The organism is Flavobacterium salmonis (assembly GCF_903819435.1).
Lineage (GTDB): Bacteria > Bacteroidota > Bacteroidia > Flavobacteriales > Flavobacteriaceae > Flavobacterium > Flavobacterium chungangense.
The window spans coordinates 1-19,933 of sequence record NZ_CAIJDP010000080.1 but is presented as its reverse complement, the minus strand read 5'-3'; the positions used below and the strand labels follow the sequence as shown (position 1 = coordinate 19,933).

10 protein-coding genes are annotated in these 19,933 nt (G+C 33.2%); all 10 read left to right on the top strand.

What is annotated here, in order from left to right; genetic code table 11:
- The first annotated feature begins 366 nt into the window (after positions 1–366).
- The 10 genes from FLACHUCJ7_RS18015 to FLACHUCJ7_RS17970 all read left to right on the top strand — a co-directional run bounded on the left by FLACHUCJ7_RS18015 (position 367) and on the right by FLACHUCJ7_RS17970 (position 19,766).
- On the top strand, positions 367–1,926 hold the full coding sequence (locus FLACHUCJ7_RS18015; protein ID WP_180909895.1) for a Fic family protein: 1,560 nt from the start codon (positions 367–369) through the stop codon (positions 1,924–1,926).
- Between the two features lie 688 nt (positions 1,927–2,614).
- Positions 2,615–3,226, top strand: coding sequence for an IS6 family transposase (locus FLACHUCJ7_RS18010; RefSeq protein WP_180909894.1), 612 nt, complete (start codon positions 2,615–2,617; stop codon positions 3,224–3,226).
- A 653-nt stretch (positions 3,227–3,879) separates the two neighbouring features.
- Complete coding sequence (locus tag FLACHUCJ7_RS18005) at positions 3,880–4,596, top strand: phage tail protein (RefSeq protein ID WP_180909893.1); 717 nt, start codon at positions 3,880–3,882, stop codon at positions 4,594–4,596.
- A 23-nt stretch (positions 4,597–4,619) separates the two neighbouring features.
- The gene (locus FLACHUCJ7_RS18000; protein WP_180909892.1) at positions 4,620–5,285 is read left to right on the top strand and encodes a hypothetical protein; all 666 of its coding nucleotides are present in this window, start codon (positions 4,620–4,622) and stop codon (positions 5,283–5,285) included.
- 106 nt (positions 5,286–5,391) lie between these two features.
- Positions 5,392–8,640 (top strand): DUF6603 domain-containing protein, encoded by a 3,249-nt coding sequence (locus FLACHUCJ7_RS17995; RefSeq protein WP_180909891.1) that lies wholly within the window; start codon positions 5,392–5,394, stop codon positions 8,638–8,640.
- A gap of 19 nt (positions 8,641–8,659) precedes the next feature.
- A complete protein-coding gene (locus tag FLACHUCJ7_RS17990; protein WP_180909890.1) occupies positions 8,660–10,861 on the top strand; it encodes a hypothetical protein in 2,202 nt (733 codons plus the stop codon).
- Positions 10,851–14,405: a hypothetical protein gene (locus FLACHUCJ7_RS17985; RefSeq protein ID WP_180909889.1), complete on the top strand. Its 3,555-nt coding sequence runs from the start codon at positions 10,851–10,853 to the stop codon at positions 14,403–14,405. The genes FLACHUCJ7_RS17990 and FLACHUCJ7_RS17985 overlap by 11 nt, the downstream gene beginning before the upstream one ends.
- A 20-nt stretch (positions 14,406–14,425) precedes the next feature.
- Entirely contained in the window at positions 14,426–16,228 is a 1,803-nt protein-coding gene (locus FLACHUCJ7_RS17980) for a hypothetical protein (protein ID WP_180909888.1), read from the top strand.
- Positions 16,229–16,251: 23 nt separating this feature from the next.
- Entirely contained in the window at positions 16,252–18,297 is a 2,046-nt protein-coding gene (locus FLACHUCJ7_RS17975) for a PQQ-like beta-propeller repeat protein (protein WP_180909887.1), read from the top strand.
- A gap of 32 nt (positions 18,298–18,329) precedes the next feature.
- Positions 18,330–19,766 (top strand): tail fiber domain-containing protein, encoded by a 1,437-nt coding sequence (locus FLACHUCJ7_RS17970; RefSeq protein ID WP_180909886.1) that lies wholly within the window; start codon positions 18,330–18,332, stop codon positions 19,764–19,766.
- Positions 19,767–19,933 lie beyond the last annotated feature (167 nt).

The following is a 19,933-nucleotide window of genomic DNA, read 5'->3' as shown; positions in this document are numbered from 1 at the left end:
GACATGGGACAACTATGTTTAAATCATTCTGTAAATTGGCGGGCTAACTTTTAAATTACTTAAATTCTTATATTTGATTCTGACAGATGCGACAGAACCAAGTTAAAAGTCATGCAATGAATTTATCATAGCACCATACAATAGAATTACCATGACACTATTCAATAGATTTATTAAGACATGATTCAATAGGTTTATCACGACATGATTCAATAGGTTTATCACAACATGATACAATAGATTTGTCACGACACAATATAATAGTTTTGATACTACAAGATATAATAGTTTTTGCACGACATTATTTACTAACTTTACAAAGTAATAATCAGCAATAAAATACATTAGTATTTAATAAGATATAAAATGGCAACACCACGTGAAAGATTTGTAGAAGCACTTAAATTCTTGCAGGAATTACAAGAAAAAGGGACTATTGGTATTCACACAAATGATATCCCTAATCGAAGATATAGGGAAATACTTTTAAAAAACGGATTTATAAAAGAAGTAACGAAAGGATGGTATATTGCTGCAAATCCCGATGAAAGAGATGGTGAAACTACTTCATGGTATAGCTCGTATTGGGAATTTACGGCAGCATATTTAGAACGTAAATATGGAAATAACTGGTGTTTATCTCCAGATCAGTCGCTACTAATTCATGCAGGCAATGAAGTAATACCAAAGCAATTACTAGTTCGTTCTCCACAAGGAAACAACCTTTCCACAGTTTTTCCCCATAAAACTTCTCTTTTTAATCTTCGTGGAGATCTGCCTCAGGCAGATCAGCTAATGACGTATAGAAACGGAATACGGATGTATACTCTTCAGGCCGCACTAATTTATAGTTCAGCAAGCACGTACGTCCGTAATGCTATTGATGCACGAACAGGATTATCTTTGATAAGAGATGCATCAGAACTATTGCCACTGCTTTTAGAGAAAGGTCATACAACCTTAGCTGGACGATTAGCGGGCGCTTTTAGAAATATTGGTCGTGAAAAGATTGCAGATCAAATTATTGATACTTTTAAACAGGCTGATTATGATATTCGTGAGGAAGATCCTTTTGAAAACAAGATTAATCTTAAACTCTCAGGACGTGAACGTTCACCATATGCAAATCGTATTCGTCTTATGTGGAGCCAAATGCGTGATATAGTTATTGCAAACTTTCCCGGTGCTCCTGGAATTCCGGAAAATCATGAGGGGTTTTTAAAAGATATAGACGATATATATGTTACCGATGCTTATCATTCGCTATCTATTGAGCGATATCGTGTAACGCCAGAATTGATAGCTAAAGTAAGTTCAGGCCAATGGGATGCTAAAGAAAATGAGGACGATCGCAAACAGCGTGATGCCATGGCGGCTAGGGGATACTATCAAGCTTTTCAATCTGTAAAAGAAAGTATAAAATTGATTCTTGAGGGAAAAAATGCTGGTTCACAGATTGACGCTGATCATGGAAAGTGGTACAGGGAGCTATTTGATCCAAGTGTGTCAGCAGGTATTTTGAAACCAGCGGATTTGGCTGGATATAGAAACCATTTAGTGTACATAGGAAATTCAAAACATACACCTTTAAATGTTGATGCTATGAGGGATGCAATGCCCGTTTTGTTTGAATTGCTTGAAGAAGAACCTGAAGCTTCTGTTCGCAGTGTACTGGGGCATTTTATATTTGTTTTTATTCATCCCTATATGGACGGAAATGGAAGAATGGCGCGTTTCTTAATGAACACTATGCTGGCATCTGGAGGATATCCCTGGACTGTGATTCCTGTAGAAAAAAGAGATGATTATATGAGAGCATTGGAAAGCGCCAGCACAGACCAGAATATTGAACCCTTTGCAATATTTGTTGGGCATTTGGTCAGAGAAGTAATGAGTGGGAAAGCTGTGGCAGGACTTCCTGCCTAAAGTGCAGTATAACTTTAATTTGTATATTACATTGAATCATTTATTGGTGTTCACGAGACGTGAACAACTAATATATTGGAAATCTAATTGTCGCTGAAGCACGAAAAAAAGTGGCTCATTCCCATTCGAAATGGCAATGATAACATCAGATGTAGTCATTTTAACTGGCGGGAATATCGTTGTTTTGGCGCGAATTTGGCGTGAATATAATTATTTTGGCGTGAGTTTTTGTAATCTCAAGTTACCAGACCATTTCAAGATTTTCTAAAATTTATGTGAAAAATAAACCAATTTTGTGTCGGTCTCAGTCCGATTCGAACCAATGTCCTGAACTGTTGGCTTTGCTCAATCTTATAGGGAATTTTATGCTGTGCCACGATTCTGCCCCAGATATCACAATGATGAATTATTTTTAAAATTTGTTTTATTTTATTGTATGTCAAATGATATTAAGTTCAAAAAATCACTGCTATGAATCTTTTGTTAAAAATTATTGTTTTTATTCTTTAATTGTTTAACAAACAGGTATTTGTACTTGTTTTGTTTTTAAATTTATTTCTTAAACTTGTAATGTATTTAAATGCGGATACCAATTCTCTCTGCCCTAAGAAATTGTAAAGACGGAAAAAAAGGTTCTGTCGCATCTGGGAATAACTTTTATCTTTAGAATTTTAAACCGATCAAAAAGATGAATACTAAAGGTCATTGTTATCCAAAATGCATAATTCTTCAGGCAGTATATTTCAAACTAAGATTTACACTTAGTTATCGGGATGTTGAAGAGATCATGAAAATGCGCGGAGTTCATGTTGATCATGCTACTATTCAACGCTGGGTCTATAAGTTTACACCTTTCATCGAGTTAGAAATGAAGAAGAGAAAAGGCAGAGTGGGGGCGAGTTGGAGATTGGATGAAACCTATATCAAAGTAAAAGGTATATGGTGTTATTTATATCGAGCGGTAGATAGATTAGGTAATACGGTTGACTTTCTTTTGAGCAGAAAAAGACAACGAATGAGCGCTCAGTCTTTTCTAATTAAAGCAATTACTAATAATTGCCGGCCAAGAGTAATAAACATTGATAAAAGCGGTTCTAATACTGCAGCAATCAAAGTCTATAACAAACGTTCATTCTCAAAGATTAAAATCCGGCAGTGTAAATATCTCAACAATATAGTCGAACAGGACCATCGATTTATAAAATGGAGAATACAAAACGGGTTAGGCTTTAAAAGCTTTGAATCAGCAAGACGAACATTGAGCGGAATTGAAGTTGTGCATATGCTGAGAAAGAATTAGATGATTGAACCAGGGATAACTATGTTTAAATCATTCTGTAAATTGGCGGCCTAACTTTTAAATTACTTAAAGTGTTATATTTGATTCTGACAGATGCGACAGAACCGTATGAAAATCTAGTTACAATTATTTTATTGGCGGAGAAAGAGGTACCGCTACCCATATATAGATCCCAGCAATTACTGGTGTTTTCAGTCCTTTGCAAATTTAGGTACACCTATAGGTACATTTTAAAATTTGTACTCTCAATAGTATAATACAAATATACGAAATTTAGAAATACAAGCTTTTTAAAGTGCTATTTTTTATAGCTTTTGACTGTATGCTTTTGGTCAAATATGTTGTTTTTAGATCAAGAAGGTTTTACGAAATTTTTATCCTTTTTCAGTCTACATCTTTTATTAGTATATCCAATTCTCTAAATAATGAAAGTACCCTACTATTTTAATTCATTTAGTTATAGAATAGTGTTTGCTATCTACTTTATTTATGAATTAGCCTATACATAATTATTTATTAAATAATTATATGTAAAAGCTGTAAGTATTACCTGTTGAAATCAAATGGGTATTTCTACTTATATAAAATTTGAAAAAAAATTATAGATTCGGGTTTCAATTCAAACACTCATAAATAACATAAATAGCCAACAGATGAAAAAGATAATAAGCATTTTAATTCTTCTTGTTTGTTTAATGACAAACGTCCAATTATTGTTGGCTCAAAATGATGCTTTAAAAATACTTCCTAATGGTAATGTTGGGGTTGGGATAACAAACCCAAAGGAAAAACTTCAGGTAGATGGAAATATTAAGTCTGAAGGTAGAATTGATGATAAAACAGGTAATGTGATGCCAGTGGGATCAATTTTGGCTTTTGCAGGTACAAAACCACCAGAAGGCTGGTTGCTATGTGATGGAAGTTCTTATTCAGCATCAGGAGATAAAAGCGAACTTTTTAAAGTAATAGGTACTCTCTATGGAGGAGCAAACGGACAATTTAATGTTCCTGATTTGAGACAAACCTTTGTTATGGGAGCAAATCCGTCAAATGGACAAGAGCAGGTTGGTAGAAAAGGTGATGCAGATAAGCATAACCATAGTATAAGTCCTCCTGAAAGGACATATACAACAAGTACAAATGGTGCACATGCCCATAAATTTAAGGCATCCTGGTACAAAAGATATTTTGCCAAAGGAGATTATTCAGGTATTGATACTAATGGTAATGATATACAGCAAGAAACTACTCAGTCGGAAGGCGATCATTATCATTTAGTTACAGTTTCTATACCAACTTTTACCAGTGGAGATAATACTGGCCAAAACCGCCCAAAATGGATGGCTATGAATTATATAATTAAATATTAATAAACCTTTTAAAACCAATAATTATGGCAGCAGCAATTCAAGAAATTAAAAATCTAACAGATTCAACTTTACTATCCGATGAGGATGTGAAAAAATTTGACAATCAAACAGGTTATTCAAACACAATTTCTGTAAGCGGAATTACTTCAAACTGGAAATCCTCTGATAATATTCAGGTTACGTGGAAGGATGATACTAAAGTAATTGCAAGGGCAGTTTGTGGAAGCATTAGTAATGATGGTGCTAAATATAAGATAAGTGGACTAATAGATGTTTCAAAATATAAGTTTGGCTTAAATGGACAGATAGAAATTGGTCCAAAAGATAAATCAGAACCTGCTGTGGAAGTTAGTGTAAGGATAAGTAACCTTCAATCTGTAAAAAATCCAAAAGGAGATTGGATTATTGATTTTAGTGATAAAGAAGATGGTGCGCCGGGTTCAAGCATTAAACTTAAAAATCTTGTAGATTGGATTCAGGATAAAGCTGGTGATACAGAAAAACCAAGCTATCCGGAAATTGGAGATGGAGAAAAGCCTGGAGAATTATCGATCATTTTTAAAGATTTTTATTTCAATACCACTCAAAATACATTTGATTTCAATGTACAGACTAAAGATGGAGATGAAATTAAATTTAGAAACTTTACCATTAAAAAGGCTGGTTTTAGGATAACCAATACTCCCTAGTTATTGAAACATAAGCTTTAGCGAAATAATAATTTAAGATTGCCTACCACTGTGTAGTAGTATTTAATATAAAGATTATTAGTTCGTTTATAACATATATACCATAATGTCAGACTTAAAGCCTTTCTTATTAGAAATTACCGGGCAGACAGAATTCCATTTAGGAAATCCGTCTGCTCCAATTTCTGTTGATATTGCTATAGGCTATAGAAACAGAATTACTGAAAAAACAGAAAAAGAGAGTCTTTTATATGCTTCCTTAGAATCTGACAAAAAAAATGGAATAACCATACAAGATATAATTAAGTGTTGTACAGAAAAAGAGGTGCTAATTCCTGAAATTTTAAATGCCGTTGCTTTTAAACGTTTTTCAGTAACTTATGGAACCGAAGGAATTAAGTCTTCTGAATTTAAAATTGAATTTGATTGTAAGATCAATATAAATGAAAAATATTTTAATGCTGCGATACAGATTGATTCTCAGGAAAATGATGGAATAAAATCTTTTTCTTTTGGAGGAGTTTTAAAGATTGATAAACACTATTTCTCACTTGAATTTTCTAAAGATAAAGACACATGGTATGTCTATGCCAATTATCAAAACAGAGGAGAAGTAACTATTGATCTTAGAGCGATAGCTGCAAAATTCTTTGGAGATGAAATATTATATAAAATACCTGACCTCTCGTTTACACTCAAAGAATTTAAGACTTTTTTACTTTATAAAAAGGAAAAAGATACATCAGGCTTATTCTTTGGAATGGGGGCAGGGATCAATTTAGATTTAAATGATCTTCCTTTAGCAGGTCCTGTTTTATCTCAGGATAACGCGTTTGCCTTTAAAGAGGTTTTGGCAATTTATTGCCAGGGATCCTTTGTAAAAGAAGAATTTAAAAGATTTACCGGTTTACCTCCCGTTGATATAAATGCGGGCTTTAATATTTCTACCCAATTAGCAATTAATGGAAATGAAGAATATTATGTTTTAAATAATGTAACCGAAGAAGAATATGAAACCCCGACGGATTTAAAGCAAGCTAATACTACTGCTGTAGCACCATTGGGAGACGGTGTATCTTCAAAAACAAAATGGAAAAAGTTAGATAAAAAAATTGGGCCGGTAACCATTCAGCGATTGGGTTTTGCATATCAGGACAGCAGGATTATTATTCTCATGGATGCTTCTATGGAAATGAAGGGAATGGGTCTGCAGTTAATGGGATTCGGTCTGAGTTTTAAACTTCAATGGCCACCTTCTGCGCCAGATTTCTATTTAGATGGACTGGGTCTTTCTTACAAAGTACCGCCAATAGAAATATCCGGAGCATTTTTACACTCAACGGCTATTTATGATGGAAAAACTATTGATGTTTATAATGGAGGGGCAATTATAAAAATAAGCCGTTTTAGTATTTCAGCTATAGGATCCTATGCTAAAGTAAATGATGAAGCATCTCTATTTATTTATGGTGTTTTTGACGGACCTATTGGTGGACCGGCATTCTTTTTTGTGACCGGAATTGCCGCCGGATTTGGTTATAACCGTAAAGTGAATGTACCATCTATTGATGAAGTAGCTCTATTTCCTCTTGTGGCTTTAGCCATGAAGCCGGAAAAAGATGATGGATTATTATCACTATTGGCTACTCTTGAAAAACCAATGAAAAATGGTAAAAAGCCAATAGAAATTTCTATAGGAGATTATTGGCTGGCTGTGGGTATTAAATTCACTTCTTTTAAGCTTATCGAATCGTTTGTTTTGTTAACAGTGAATTTTGGTACACAGCTTGAATTTGCTATTTTGGGTCTTTCGAGACTTAGCTGGCCGGAAAAATCTATGACTCCTGAACCAATAGTATATATTGAACTTGCTATTCTTGCACATTTTGGTCCGGGAAGTGATGTAATTTCTGTTGAAGCTGTTATTACTCCTAACTCTTATGTTCTTTCAAAAGATTGTAAATTATCGGGGGGATTTGCTTTTTATACATGGATAAAAGGACCATATGAAGGCGATTTTGTAATTACTCTTGGAGGTTATCACCCAAAATTTATAAAACCTGTTCATTATCCTACAGTACCACGATTGGCATTAAGCTGGAAAATAAGCAGTTTACTGTCAATTAAAGGAGAAATGTACTATGCACTTACCTCTTCGGCAATTATGGCGGGAGGAAAATGGGAAGTGCTTTTTAAGACATCTATCGTAAGAGTATCTATTATAATTTGGGCAGATATGCTAATTTTCTGGACTCCTTTTCAATATTACATTGATATGGGAATCACAGTTAAAATTGAAGCCGATATTAAAATTGCATTTATACGAATTCATTTCAGCTTTGAAATGGGAGCACAGTTACACATATGGGGACCTCCGTTTGCAGGAGAAGCCTATGTTGACTGGACGATCTTCTCATTTACTATTCCTTTTGGAGATACTTCCAGGAAAGAACCGAAAAAGCTCAAATGGGAAGAATTTTCAATCGGATTTATCCCGCAGAAGAAATCAGGAGAAAAAATACTTGAAACAGTAGCTATTTCAAATCCGGAGCCTACCAATATTACCATTAGTAATGGTTTGATAGAAGTAAAAAGTGAATCTAAATTTCCGGTGATAAATCCTTGCCAGCTGGCAATTACTATTGATTCATTTATTCCTGTATTACTATTAAAAATCAATAATCAAGAAGTTACAGGGGATACAGTAATGAAATCTGAAATAGGTAATACAACTTACGCTCAGAGAGAAAGAAACATTGGTATACGGCCATGTGGCTTTAAAAAAGGTACTGTATCCTTTGAAATGAATGTTGATGTTATACTGAATAACTCTAAAATGCCTATGCAAGTTTTCTGTATGGCAAAAGGAGTAGCAGAAGCTTTATGGAGTGGGGAGGAATCGAAAAGCAATAATTCGAATCCGGGTACATCAAAAGTTATAAAAAATGTGCTTAGCGGTTTGTTATTGCAGCCTCCGGCTTTACCAGAGGTATCACAAATAAGAACCTTTGATTTTTCTAAACTATTTGATGCTTTTGATGATGAATTTTTGTGGATATTTTCCTTAGCCAAATCAGGAGAGGCCTATCATGCTTTTGAAGTCTTAGGTTATTATGACGAGAAGAAAAAAGTTAAAGTTGCTGGCATTCTTGAAAAAACCTATGAAAAACCTAAGGTAATAGAACTGCGGGAAAAGATACATACACTTCTTAAAGAAGGCTTTGATGAAAGCTTTCCTGATATTGATGAAGCAGCAATTCGTAAAAATATGTCAAACGAAGAGGAGTATTTTAAAGGCATTCCGGTAATATGTGAAATAGGGAAAATACCACAATATAGTACAGACGTAAAATAAAGCATACAAAACTTAGAAAATGAGTGAAAATACTAAAATTGTTCAGTGTTTTTTACCTGCTATGGTTGCGGGTAAATATACTACTGAAGTAAATCAACATATAATAAAAGACAATGTTAGTATTCAGGACATAAAAAAGACATTTGACTTTGGTGTTGATGCTGCCCGTTTTACTCTTAACCCAAACGATATTTATTCAGTATACCCTCCTACAAATAAATCGGGTAATTATTCTGAATCATTACCCCACGTGGTTTTTACGCGAAGGACATTGCCATGGGAACGTACATTAGACGGACAGCTTCCTGTTTTTCAAAGGAGCACAACTCCTGAAGAGAAGCGTAATCCGCAAGATTTGCCACCGGTACCCTGGATGGCACTCCTTCTTTTTGAAGAAGAAGAGATGAATCATTTACAGATAAATAAAAACACCCTTGCAGCGGTTGTACAGCCTAATACAGAAGATGGAATTATCCGTCCTGAAATTTTTGATACAAAAGCGTCGACTAGGGATGTATTAAAATTAATGGAATGGGAAAAAGCAACCGATGGCTGCTTTACAATTGATCTGACAAAGGAACAATTTGAAACGAGTATTCCTTCTATGAAAAGCCTTTCATTATTAGCCCATGCAAAAGAAGTTAGTATTGAGAATAAGGATAAAGAAGGAATTACAGATATTAATGCTGATGGTAACGGAGTTTTTTCGGTTATTGTTGGTAACAGGTTACCGTCAAGTGGTAAACAAAATACAGCAATATTGGTTTCCCTTGAAGGGTATACGAACTATTTAAGAGATGCCAGTCCAAAAAAGAATATTCCCGCAGAGACTAAGATCAGGCTTGTAGTACTTGCCAGTTGGAACTTTATAGATTCGGGTAATGCAAGCTTTTTGCAATTAGCTAATAGCTTTGAAATAAAGAGTATAAACATACAGAGAGAAAACGAAGCAATTGAATTGCGTCCTTATTTTGTTTCAGGTTATGTACCGCTTGAACATTTAACCCGAACCGGAGCAAATACTATAGCTTGGTATCATGGACCATTTGTTCCAAAATTATTACCAGCTACTTCAAAGACGATCTCTTTTTCATCATCTGATGCTGCCTTACGATACGATGATGCGACTGGGCTTTTTGATGTTTCTTACGCTACAGCATGGCAATTGGGACGCATACTGGCTCTACAAAACCAGGAGTTTTCAAAAACAATGTTAAATTGGTGCATATCTCAAACTCAGATTGAAGCCGGTAAAACAAAAGAAGCGGTAATTAATGCTATTCTGGAAGATGAAAGTGATATTCATTTAAAAGATAAAGTAATACGTTATCTCGGAGAGCTGAATGCCATTAAGACAGTTGCTTTTTCAGAAAGAATATCAGATTTAGATCTTAAAATTCCAAAAGAAGTAAAAATCTTTTTAAACAATTTATATAAATTAAATGGGATTCCATTTTCTTACTTGTTGCCTCATGAATTTCTTCTTGAAAAAGAACATTCTAAAAAAAATGAAGCTTATACGGGTACACTTTCAGTGTTTTATGTTGATCCTAACTGGATTGAAGCGTTACTGGACGGTGCACTTAGTATTGGCAGAATGCACAACAATGATTCACTTCTTGAAATGGCTGTGAGTGGTAATTTTATTGACGGTTATACCACAGAATCTTTAATAATTGATGATAATAAAAATATAGACGGAAGAAAACTAAACACCACTGGTTTTTTATTTCGATCTGATCTTGTTTCCGGTTGGAGGGGATTAGAAATTACGGCTTTTGATGCCGATAATAAGGTACTTCCGGCATTGCGTTTTGAACGGATTGATACTGATATTTTTTTAGGTGTTTTTAATGGTATTATTACCAGTATTACAATAAAACAGCCTTATGAAGGTCTTCATTTTGGTATAAAAACCTCTAAAAGCGGTTATAACAAAAATTTAAAAAATGAAGACGGTACTAACCAGAAAATAATTGATGGTACTGCAGATGTAAACAAAGAATTAAACGAAGGTTTAATAAATAATGGTATCATAGATATAGCTGGTTTGGCTAATGTTATGCATCAAAAATTAATAGAAAAGAATTGGATGAATACTACAGGAAAAAGCAGTGGTAAGTACTTTACTTCAGCAGAATTTGCTTACCAAATGGCAGATAGTCCTGTAAAGAAAGACATTTTGATTAACATCCAAAATACAAAGAACCATGAGCAATAATTCTAAACTTTTTGTGCCAATGTATATGGAGGCTTTGGCTCTGGGTAGTGATAAAGATGATTGCTTGGATTTAAGTCCGCAATTTGGAAGATACAACCAAAGTATTTTAGGAAATGTATTTCAGCCGAATATAAATAAATCTGTAGAATTAAAAAGGGGTATACACTTACACTGGACATTACCAAAAGCTTTAAAACATTCTTTTATAGGTGAAAACGAAGAAGCTAAGTTTCCATATGCACCTAACCGATGGATGGTAGTTCGTATCAGGACAGATAAAGGAATAAAGAATATGGAATCCCGTTTATGGGTGATCAAAAGTGATGAAAAGAATAGTATCAGAAATAATGATCCTGTACCAAACTGGATAACAGTAAAAAATGATAAACTTGATTTAAGCAATTTAGGCAAAGCTATTGAATGGTCTTCTGTTTATGATGATAGTGTATCAGAGCCGATTTTGACGGGATTTGGAGCAGCTAATCCTTACTTTTCATCATTTTATCTTAGTAGCAAAAATGTTTTTGGCTTTCATGATGATATGAAAGATATCGATTCAGATTGTACCATTTCTTATATTGTAACAGGCTGGTATAATGATCTGTCTATTGATCCTATTGCACCTTTAGATTTTGAGACAGAGCCGGTAATAAAAGAATATACCGATAGAAAAAGAGAATCAGACTGGTTTAAAAAGATGTGGAAATGTGATGAAGATGAATATCCGGATTCTTGTTTATTACATTCTTCAATACATAGCATTCAATGGAATAATGAATTAAAAAGCGGAGTTCCTGATGGAGAAATACAGGTTTATGCAGGAAATACTGCAATAGAATCATTGAGTGCACAAATTATAAAAAGCAATAATGTTGAAAAATCGGGTATAGAGGAGCTGTTAAATGCGCTTCAATACCAATTTTTAGATGATAACAAGAACGAGCCCGGTTTAAAATCTATAAAAACAGAAATTCATAAAAGAGGGTTTTCTCCCAAAAACAGAGGTTCATATTGGGAAATAATCAGAGTTGAAGTAGAAGATGAACAATTAGAAAGTAAGCAGGATGAGAAGCCTCATTTTCCTGATAACAGTGCTATTTTAAAGGATCTGAATGATTTAAATGAAACGCAGATTGATAGTAACAAAATAAAACAGGAAATTTTAAACCTTCAGCAGGAATATTATTTTTTATGGTATAAGCAAGCTGCTAAAACAGTTAATGATTATGATGTTAGTGACTTTGATTACGGTACTTCCAGAAAAAATATTTTAGACCAGCTTGTTAGTAAAAAAGTAGAAATAGATTTACTAAATAAGGAAATAAAACAGCAGGTATCTAATATAAACCAATATAAAGAATTATCAGGCAAAAATCCTGAATTTAAACTTAAAGAAAAGTTAGAGGACCGTTTTTGGGAACCTAATGACCCCGTGCTTTTACTTTGCGGCTCTGGTATTGGTAATACAGAAAAACCTGCTTTCCAAACCTCTGACAAAGAAATTAATTGTAGGTTTGATAATCAGATATTAAGAAAGCTTTACTTAAATGTTCCATATAACGATGTAACTATTCCGGTTACTATTTTTAGTTCTAAAATCAACATCCCTAAAGTTGATGAATTAATGCATCCTAAAATACCTTTTGAAGGAATAAAGACATTGATCTATGAAACACTTTTACTGGATCATTCACTTTCTTTAGACATTGCACTTGAAGCATATAATGAAGCACAGTTAGGGGAAGGAAAAGATAAAACAAGTCCTGTAATTAAAGCTTTTAGTAAAATTGTAATTGAGAAGCAATTAAGCCCCAATTATGAAGGTAAAGAAAAAGCCTACGAAAGCTTCTCTTTAACTAAATGGCAACAGGCATGGACACCTTTATTTATGGTATGGGATGCCTCTTATACTTCTAACAATCCAGATGTAAAAGATCTGGATCTTATTGAAAATACTGATAAATGGAAGCTACAGGAAGATCTTTATTTTAAGAAGCAATCAACAAAAGATCATGGTGAAAGTATTTCAATTAATGGGATAAGTCCATTTTCTAATTCGGTTTTTGCTAATCTTAAGAGGATTATACCAGATTCTATTGTAAATAAATATGGAAACCTGAACCTGATTGCTCAGTCATTGAGTGGTTTGCACAAAATGTTATTAATGCAAAGATCAGATATTCAATTACCTCCTTTTAAATACGTAAATGATGAAAATTATCGTTTTGATACTGATTATATAATTGACCAGGACGAATTAAATATTATTGGTGAAAATGGTTATAGGTTAGGATGTAATCCCGGAAATATAAATGGGATTGATTCAAATATTTTTAATCCATTACGATCAGGTTTTGTTGAAATAAAAAACCTTTCTATAGTAGATGTTTTTGGACAGGTTAAAAAAGTAATAGTTGATAAAAGTATCAGTAATCCTAAAATAACATGTGCTGTTACCTTAAAAGGAGAGCAAGAAGATACAGGGACAATAATTCCTTTACCTCCCAGAATTATCCAGCCCTCACGATTACGGTTTAATTGGTTAAACATAAAGGATGAGGTTGTGTATCAGGATACCGGGAAATTGGATAATCCAGTTTTTGGATGGTTGGTTCCTAATTATCTAGACCATAGTATAATGGTTTATGATGGTGATGGTAATGAAGTTTTGATACTTCAAATAGGTTCAGACCTTACAAAAGACAAAGGACTTAAGCTTTTAAAAAAGCCTTTTCCGGGTAGGGATACATTTACTGATCTCACAGAAAATCTGCAATTAAAAAGACTGCTTGATACACTTGATAGCGGAAGTAAAGTATCAGGGATTATGGATCTTGCCTATAAAATAAGTTTAAATACATTAGGCAATAATGCAATACAAAATAATACATCGGCATTATTGTATGGTCAGCCACTAGCTTTGGTACGTTGTTCAATAGGGCTTGAATTATTAGGGCTTCCTTATTATAATCAGCGATGGGATAAATCAGGTAAAGAAGATATAGGCAATATAGAAACGGTTAAATTTCCGCTTACAATAGGAGATCATTCAATTGAAAAAGATGGTTTAATAGGTTATTTTACAGATTATGAGCCTGATTTATTCTGTACTACTGCAAATCCTCGCGAGTTTAATTTTAGTGATGAGCCTTTTTTTAAGAAAGATGAGGTATTAAAAATCACGCTGAATCAGGATCCTACAAAAGTAACCTTATTGATGAATCCTTCAATGGGTGTTCATTTATCAACCGGAATTTTACCTACAAAGTTTGTGGAATTATTTAATCATAATTCAGCCCGATTGTTATCCCAACTGAACATTAGTTTTATAGTAGCTCCTTTTATAGCCGAAAAAGTAGCACCAGATATACCTATACCAACAAGTATCAATGCAAATTGGAAATGGACACATAAATCGGATGTTATGACCTGGCAAAATAATGAAGACTTAGCAGAAGGAAAAAACAAGCAGATTTTGGGTTTTAGAAAGCAGCAGGTGTATGAAGGATGGTTGAGGTTAAGCAATTTAAAAACTAATGATTAACATATAAAAATCAAAAATATATGGGTTATGTAACAACAGGCAGTAGTAATTTGGTAACAAATGGCGATGTATTGGAACTGGATGTAATGATCTCACAGGACGAATTAAGAGCTATTTTACTTATGGGATTTTTTTCGATAGAAAATATCGAAACTTTAGCAGAAGGCGATGATTTGAAAAACCTTAACTGTGATTTATGGGCAAAAACTAATGATACAAATAAAACATTAACCTTTCCGGTAAAAATTTGCGAATTATCGTACGATAATAATAATCAGGGCAAAAGATCATATAATTTTCCAAGAAGTTATAATGATGAATATATCTATTTGATATTAAAGATTAGAGCGAAAAAATGTACAATTAGCAAACCCTCTACAGAATTAAAAATAAGATTTAAAGACAAAAACGATACAACTGAGCCTAAACCTCTTGTATTGATACCTTTTACTGCTATTGCACAACAGGCAAAACCGGAAATAAAATTATTTGAGTCAAATTATACTGTTTTACAACGTAATGAATCAATTACATTATCGTGGAATATTAAAGGTGATAGTTATATTTTGAGGGAAGGGTTACAAGAATTACAAAAAGGAGAGGCAACAAATTACGTAGGAAATTATATAATTAAAAGTATTTCAAATGGAGATCATTCTTATATATTGGAGGTGAAGATAGGAAATGTTTCTATTACAAAAGTAATAATGGTAAGAGCCTTAGGAGAATCAAAATTATATTCTAATGCAAATCCGACTGGAATTTATTCAATATACAAAATAGCTAATTTTTGTGTTAGTCAGGATTCCTCGTTTTTATTTAGTTTAATGTTAAAAACTGAAAATAAAAATACTTCTATCGATCATATAGGATATACGAATACTAATGAAGGTTTTTCAGATGATTGGCACAGAATTGAACTTTCTGATGAAGAAAAAAATAAATTAAGACCTTTTGTTACATCTCCTTTGCTGCATATGAGAAGTGCAGGAGAATTATATGGGCGTTTGTTTTTTATTGGTGGCAGCTACATACAACCGATGGAATGTAAAAACTCTATTGCTATTATAAATCTAGATGCTGAAGCGGGCTCCAGGGTAGTTATAAAAGATAAATTACCATGGCCTGCACGCACAGGACATTGCTGTGTAATCTTTCCCCATGGAGATCATGATAAAATTTGGCTAATGGGCGGTGTAGATGAATGGGGAAAAGCTTTAAATGATATATGGGTTTCAGGAGATGGTAAAGAATGGGATAATATTAACGAGAATGGAAGTGTAAATACAAATAAAAACACTCCTGTAAAAATGCAATGGGAGCCAAGATGTCTTGCCGGGACTACTATAGAATTGAATAATAATGGCGAAAAAAGAGAATTATGGATAGGTGGAGGCTTTTCAGAAGCAGGAGGGAGAGTAACTTCAGATATATGGAAATGGAATAAGAACAATTGGACACAAATTACACCATTGAAAATTAATAATAACTCCTATCTGTCTTCAGGCTTGTCATTTTTAGGTAAGGATACTATTGATAGTACAGGCATTTTTTTATTAGGTGGATATGAGGAAAATGAAAACAAGAAAAAATATTTTTATAGAGTAACGCTAAGCAATGGTAAATATGGAAGCAGTCAATTAGATACATCATCCGGAGTTGAAAGTTTTGCTACAACAAAAGATTCCAAAATTGTAACAGCTTTTTTTAAAGGATGCTTATGGTATATGGTTTTTACCAATGAGGGTGATCTTGGAATCACTTATTCTAACTTGTTTTATTGGGTACCGGTTGTAACCAGCCAAACTTTAATTTTAATCTAATTTTTAAATTCAAATCATTGATTATGAGTAAGTTGTATTGTATATATCTGGCCTTTTTTTTGTTTATATTAATAAAACCTATAGATGGGTTTTCGCAATCAAAGTATACTGTTTTGTTGCCTGAACTTGATAAGGCTGTCCCGTCTGGAAATACTAACGATTTGCGTATAAGCGCTGATGAAAAAGGGAATGAGACCAATAAATCCTTTTTTAAATTTGATTTTAAAAATTTACCTCTTAATGCCAAAATAGAATCACTAGGTTTAAAATTATACAATAAGCCTAATGATAGAATGTCTGATTTTTCAATTCAAACAATAACAGTTTTAAAAGGTAGTAATGAATGGACAGGAAATGAAACAAGCTTAGCTGATCCAAAATTAAATTGGGCAGAAATAAAAAACAATGCTGATGGGCCTATAGGTATGGCTCAGTTAAAAAAGAGCTTAACATCTATAACTATGAAGCTTAGAATACCGGATTCACCTAAACCAGTTTCGGAATTTTTGTCGGACGGAATTTTATCATTAGCTGCACGTTCGCCTGAAAAAGGACAGGATACAAACTTTTTCTCGTCTATGACTTCAGAAATTACAATGAATTTTTCAAAGAAGCCTAAATTACTGGTAACTTACGAAGTAGATCCTTATCCTTTCAGAGAAGATTGGTCGCAACCTTTTGTAAACTTACAACATACCAGTTTATTAAACTGGAAAACAAATACGTTTGTGGTTGCTGCACAACTTAGAAAGTTGCAAAATTCAGGAAATGAATCTTTTCAGGAAATAGGTCCTACAGGAGCTTTGGTTATCTATAAAAACCAACCTGTTGTTTTTACTCAGGCTGTTTCGGCAATAAAAGGAGTTTTCCTTGTAAAGCAACTAGATTCAAAAGGAAATGTTTTGTGGAGCAAAGAGGTTGATGATGTAGCTAAGTCCTGGCCTCTAATTGACGAACAGGGTAGGTTATACTATATTTCAAGATCCGGAAAATTAAATGTACTGGATTTAAATAATTCGGGTAATATTTTATTAAGCAAATCTCTATCGGATATTACTAATAAGCAAATAACGACATTAAATAATAATGCAGTAATAGGTTATGATAATACACTTTATCTGCCTTCTGATAACGGTATTACTGCTCTTTCTGCTTATCCACAACTTAAGGTAAGATGGAAATATGAACAAAAAGTAGGAGAAGTAAATGGGCCTGTTTCATTAAGTCCAGATGAAAGTAAAGCTTTTTTTATCAATATAGATACAAGGAACAAAAAGAGCCGCCTGATTGTATTGGATAATCTGGATGGAAGTGTAATTTCTACATCAGACTATGTTATGAATGGATATCAGAATGATATTAACTTTTATATTCCATCACCAGTAGTTCAAAATAATTCGAAAGTTTTTGTGCTTAATGGATTCGATAATAGCAGTAAACTTTTTGTTTTTGATATTGATGATAAAGGCATAATTATAAAAACACAATTCCTGTATTCCGGTAATACCATTAATACAGGAATATCTCAACCTGTTATAGATGCAGAATCAAACGTTTTTTTTGTTTTTAATAATAAATTTTCAAAATATAATGCCTTGGACAATAAAGCTGATGTTTTTGATAAATCTGCTTATTTAGACAATGCATCAATATTGATCTCTGATGCTTCATCTAATATTTATGCAACAGATCCTTATAGCGCAACTAAAAAAATTATGGGATTTAAAAATGACATGAATAACCCCAATTCATTTTCTGTAGATTTTGATGCTGCTATTGGTAATACTAAGAAAAACTTAACACTAGCTCCTGATGGAACTCTGTATACTGTTACTGCAACTAACCTAATAGCAGTAACGGCAAGTAAAGTTGCAGAAAATGACGTAATTATTGGTCAGACTAATTTAAGTACTAATACTGTATATCGTGCTTCTAATTCTATTAGTGTTGAAGGAATTAACGTATTACCTTCAGTTAATACTGTTCTTAATTCAGTAGGGAGTATTTCTTTTAAACCAGGATTTACAGTTGCTAAAGGAGCTCAGGTAACTTGTAAAACAGGCTATTAATTCACATTTTTATTTAATTAAATCTTTATAAAATGAAAAAAAGATATAGAATATTGGGAATCATCTTATTTATAATTACAAATAAATTACAGGCACAAACTACAGATGCAATGAAAATTTTACCTAATGGTAATGTAGGTATTGGTACGTCTACACCTACACAGGCTAAACTGGTTGTTATTGGGCAACAAGGTTATGAGGGGAATAGTGTTTTTTTTTATGGACAAAACTATTCTAAATTCATTACAGGGAATTTAAAGAATTCAATATATGCTTCTGATGGGGTTACTTCACAACAATTTAATGTTATGTCTGATGAGCGGATTAAGAAAATTATAGGAATAAGTGACAAAGAAAATGATCTTGAAACCCTTTCAAAGATTGAAATAACTAATTATCGGATGATCGATTCTATAGGAAAAGGCAATCAGGTTTATAAAAAAGTAATTGCACAGCAAGTGGAAAAAGTTTATCCAATGGCTGTAAGTAATAATCTGGCTGAAATTATTCCGAATATTTACCAATTAAGTACTATACACAAAGGTTGGATACATACAAATACAAAAGATCTTGTTATTGGAGATAAAATAAAACTTGTTTTTAGTGAAGAAGAAGTAGTGCTCAGTGTTTTAGAAATTGATGGAAATAATATTAAGGTGGACTGTACAAAAGAAGGAAGTGTATTTGTTTATGGTAAAGAAGTCAATAATTTCCATTCGGTGGATTATGAGGCTATTGCTATGCTTAATGTAAGTGCTACACAAGCTTTGCTGAAACGTATTGAAGTACTTGAAACAAAAAATTCAACATTGTCTAAAACCGTAAGCGAATTAAAAAAAGAACAACAAAAGGCTGACGATCGCTTGCGTGCTATTGAACATTTAGTAATGCCGGGTATAGTTGAAAATAATTACGAAAGTAATAATATAAAAACTATAGATATGGGAAACAATATGATTTCAGATTTTAGTCAGGTTCCTATGGGAACAGTGGTAGCATTTATACTAAATGATTCTTTAATGCCTAACGGTTGGCTTAAATGTGATGGTAGAGAAATACCTGGAAAGTATGCGGCACTTATAAATGCTTTAGGAAGTAATACAACTCCTAATTTGGCAGGAAGAACATTTGTCGGTAGTGGTACATCTAATGATAGCACTCAGTCTGACGGCACAATCCCAAATTTTGGAGGAAATAACAATTGGGCACTAGGAAAAACAGGAGGAGAGTTTAGACATAGGCTAAGTATTAATGAAATGCCGGAACATACTCATACAATAAATAGAGGCGATTTTGGATTGCATTACAGAAGCTTTGATGGTAGCGGTGGTAGTGATTTTCCTTTTAAGACAAAAGCGGATACATCACAGAATTTAAATGGAACGGATAGTAGCGGAGGCAACGGTTTTCATAATACAATGCAACCTTACTACGTAATTAATTATATAATTTATGCCGGTCATGAATAAATATATTTCATGATTTAATAGAAATTATGAAATTAGGTACTATTTTATCACTATAATAGTACCTAATTGGTTCTGTCGCATCTAGCTACGTTTTAACTTTGCCTTTTTTAACTTGTTAACTCATGAATACGAAAGGTCATTGCTGTCCGAAATCTATTATATTGCAG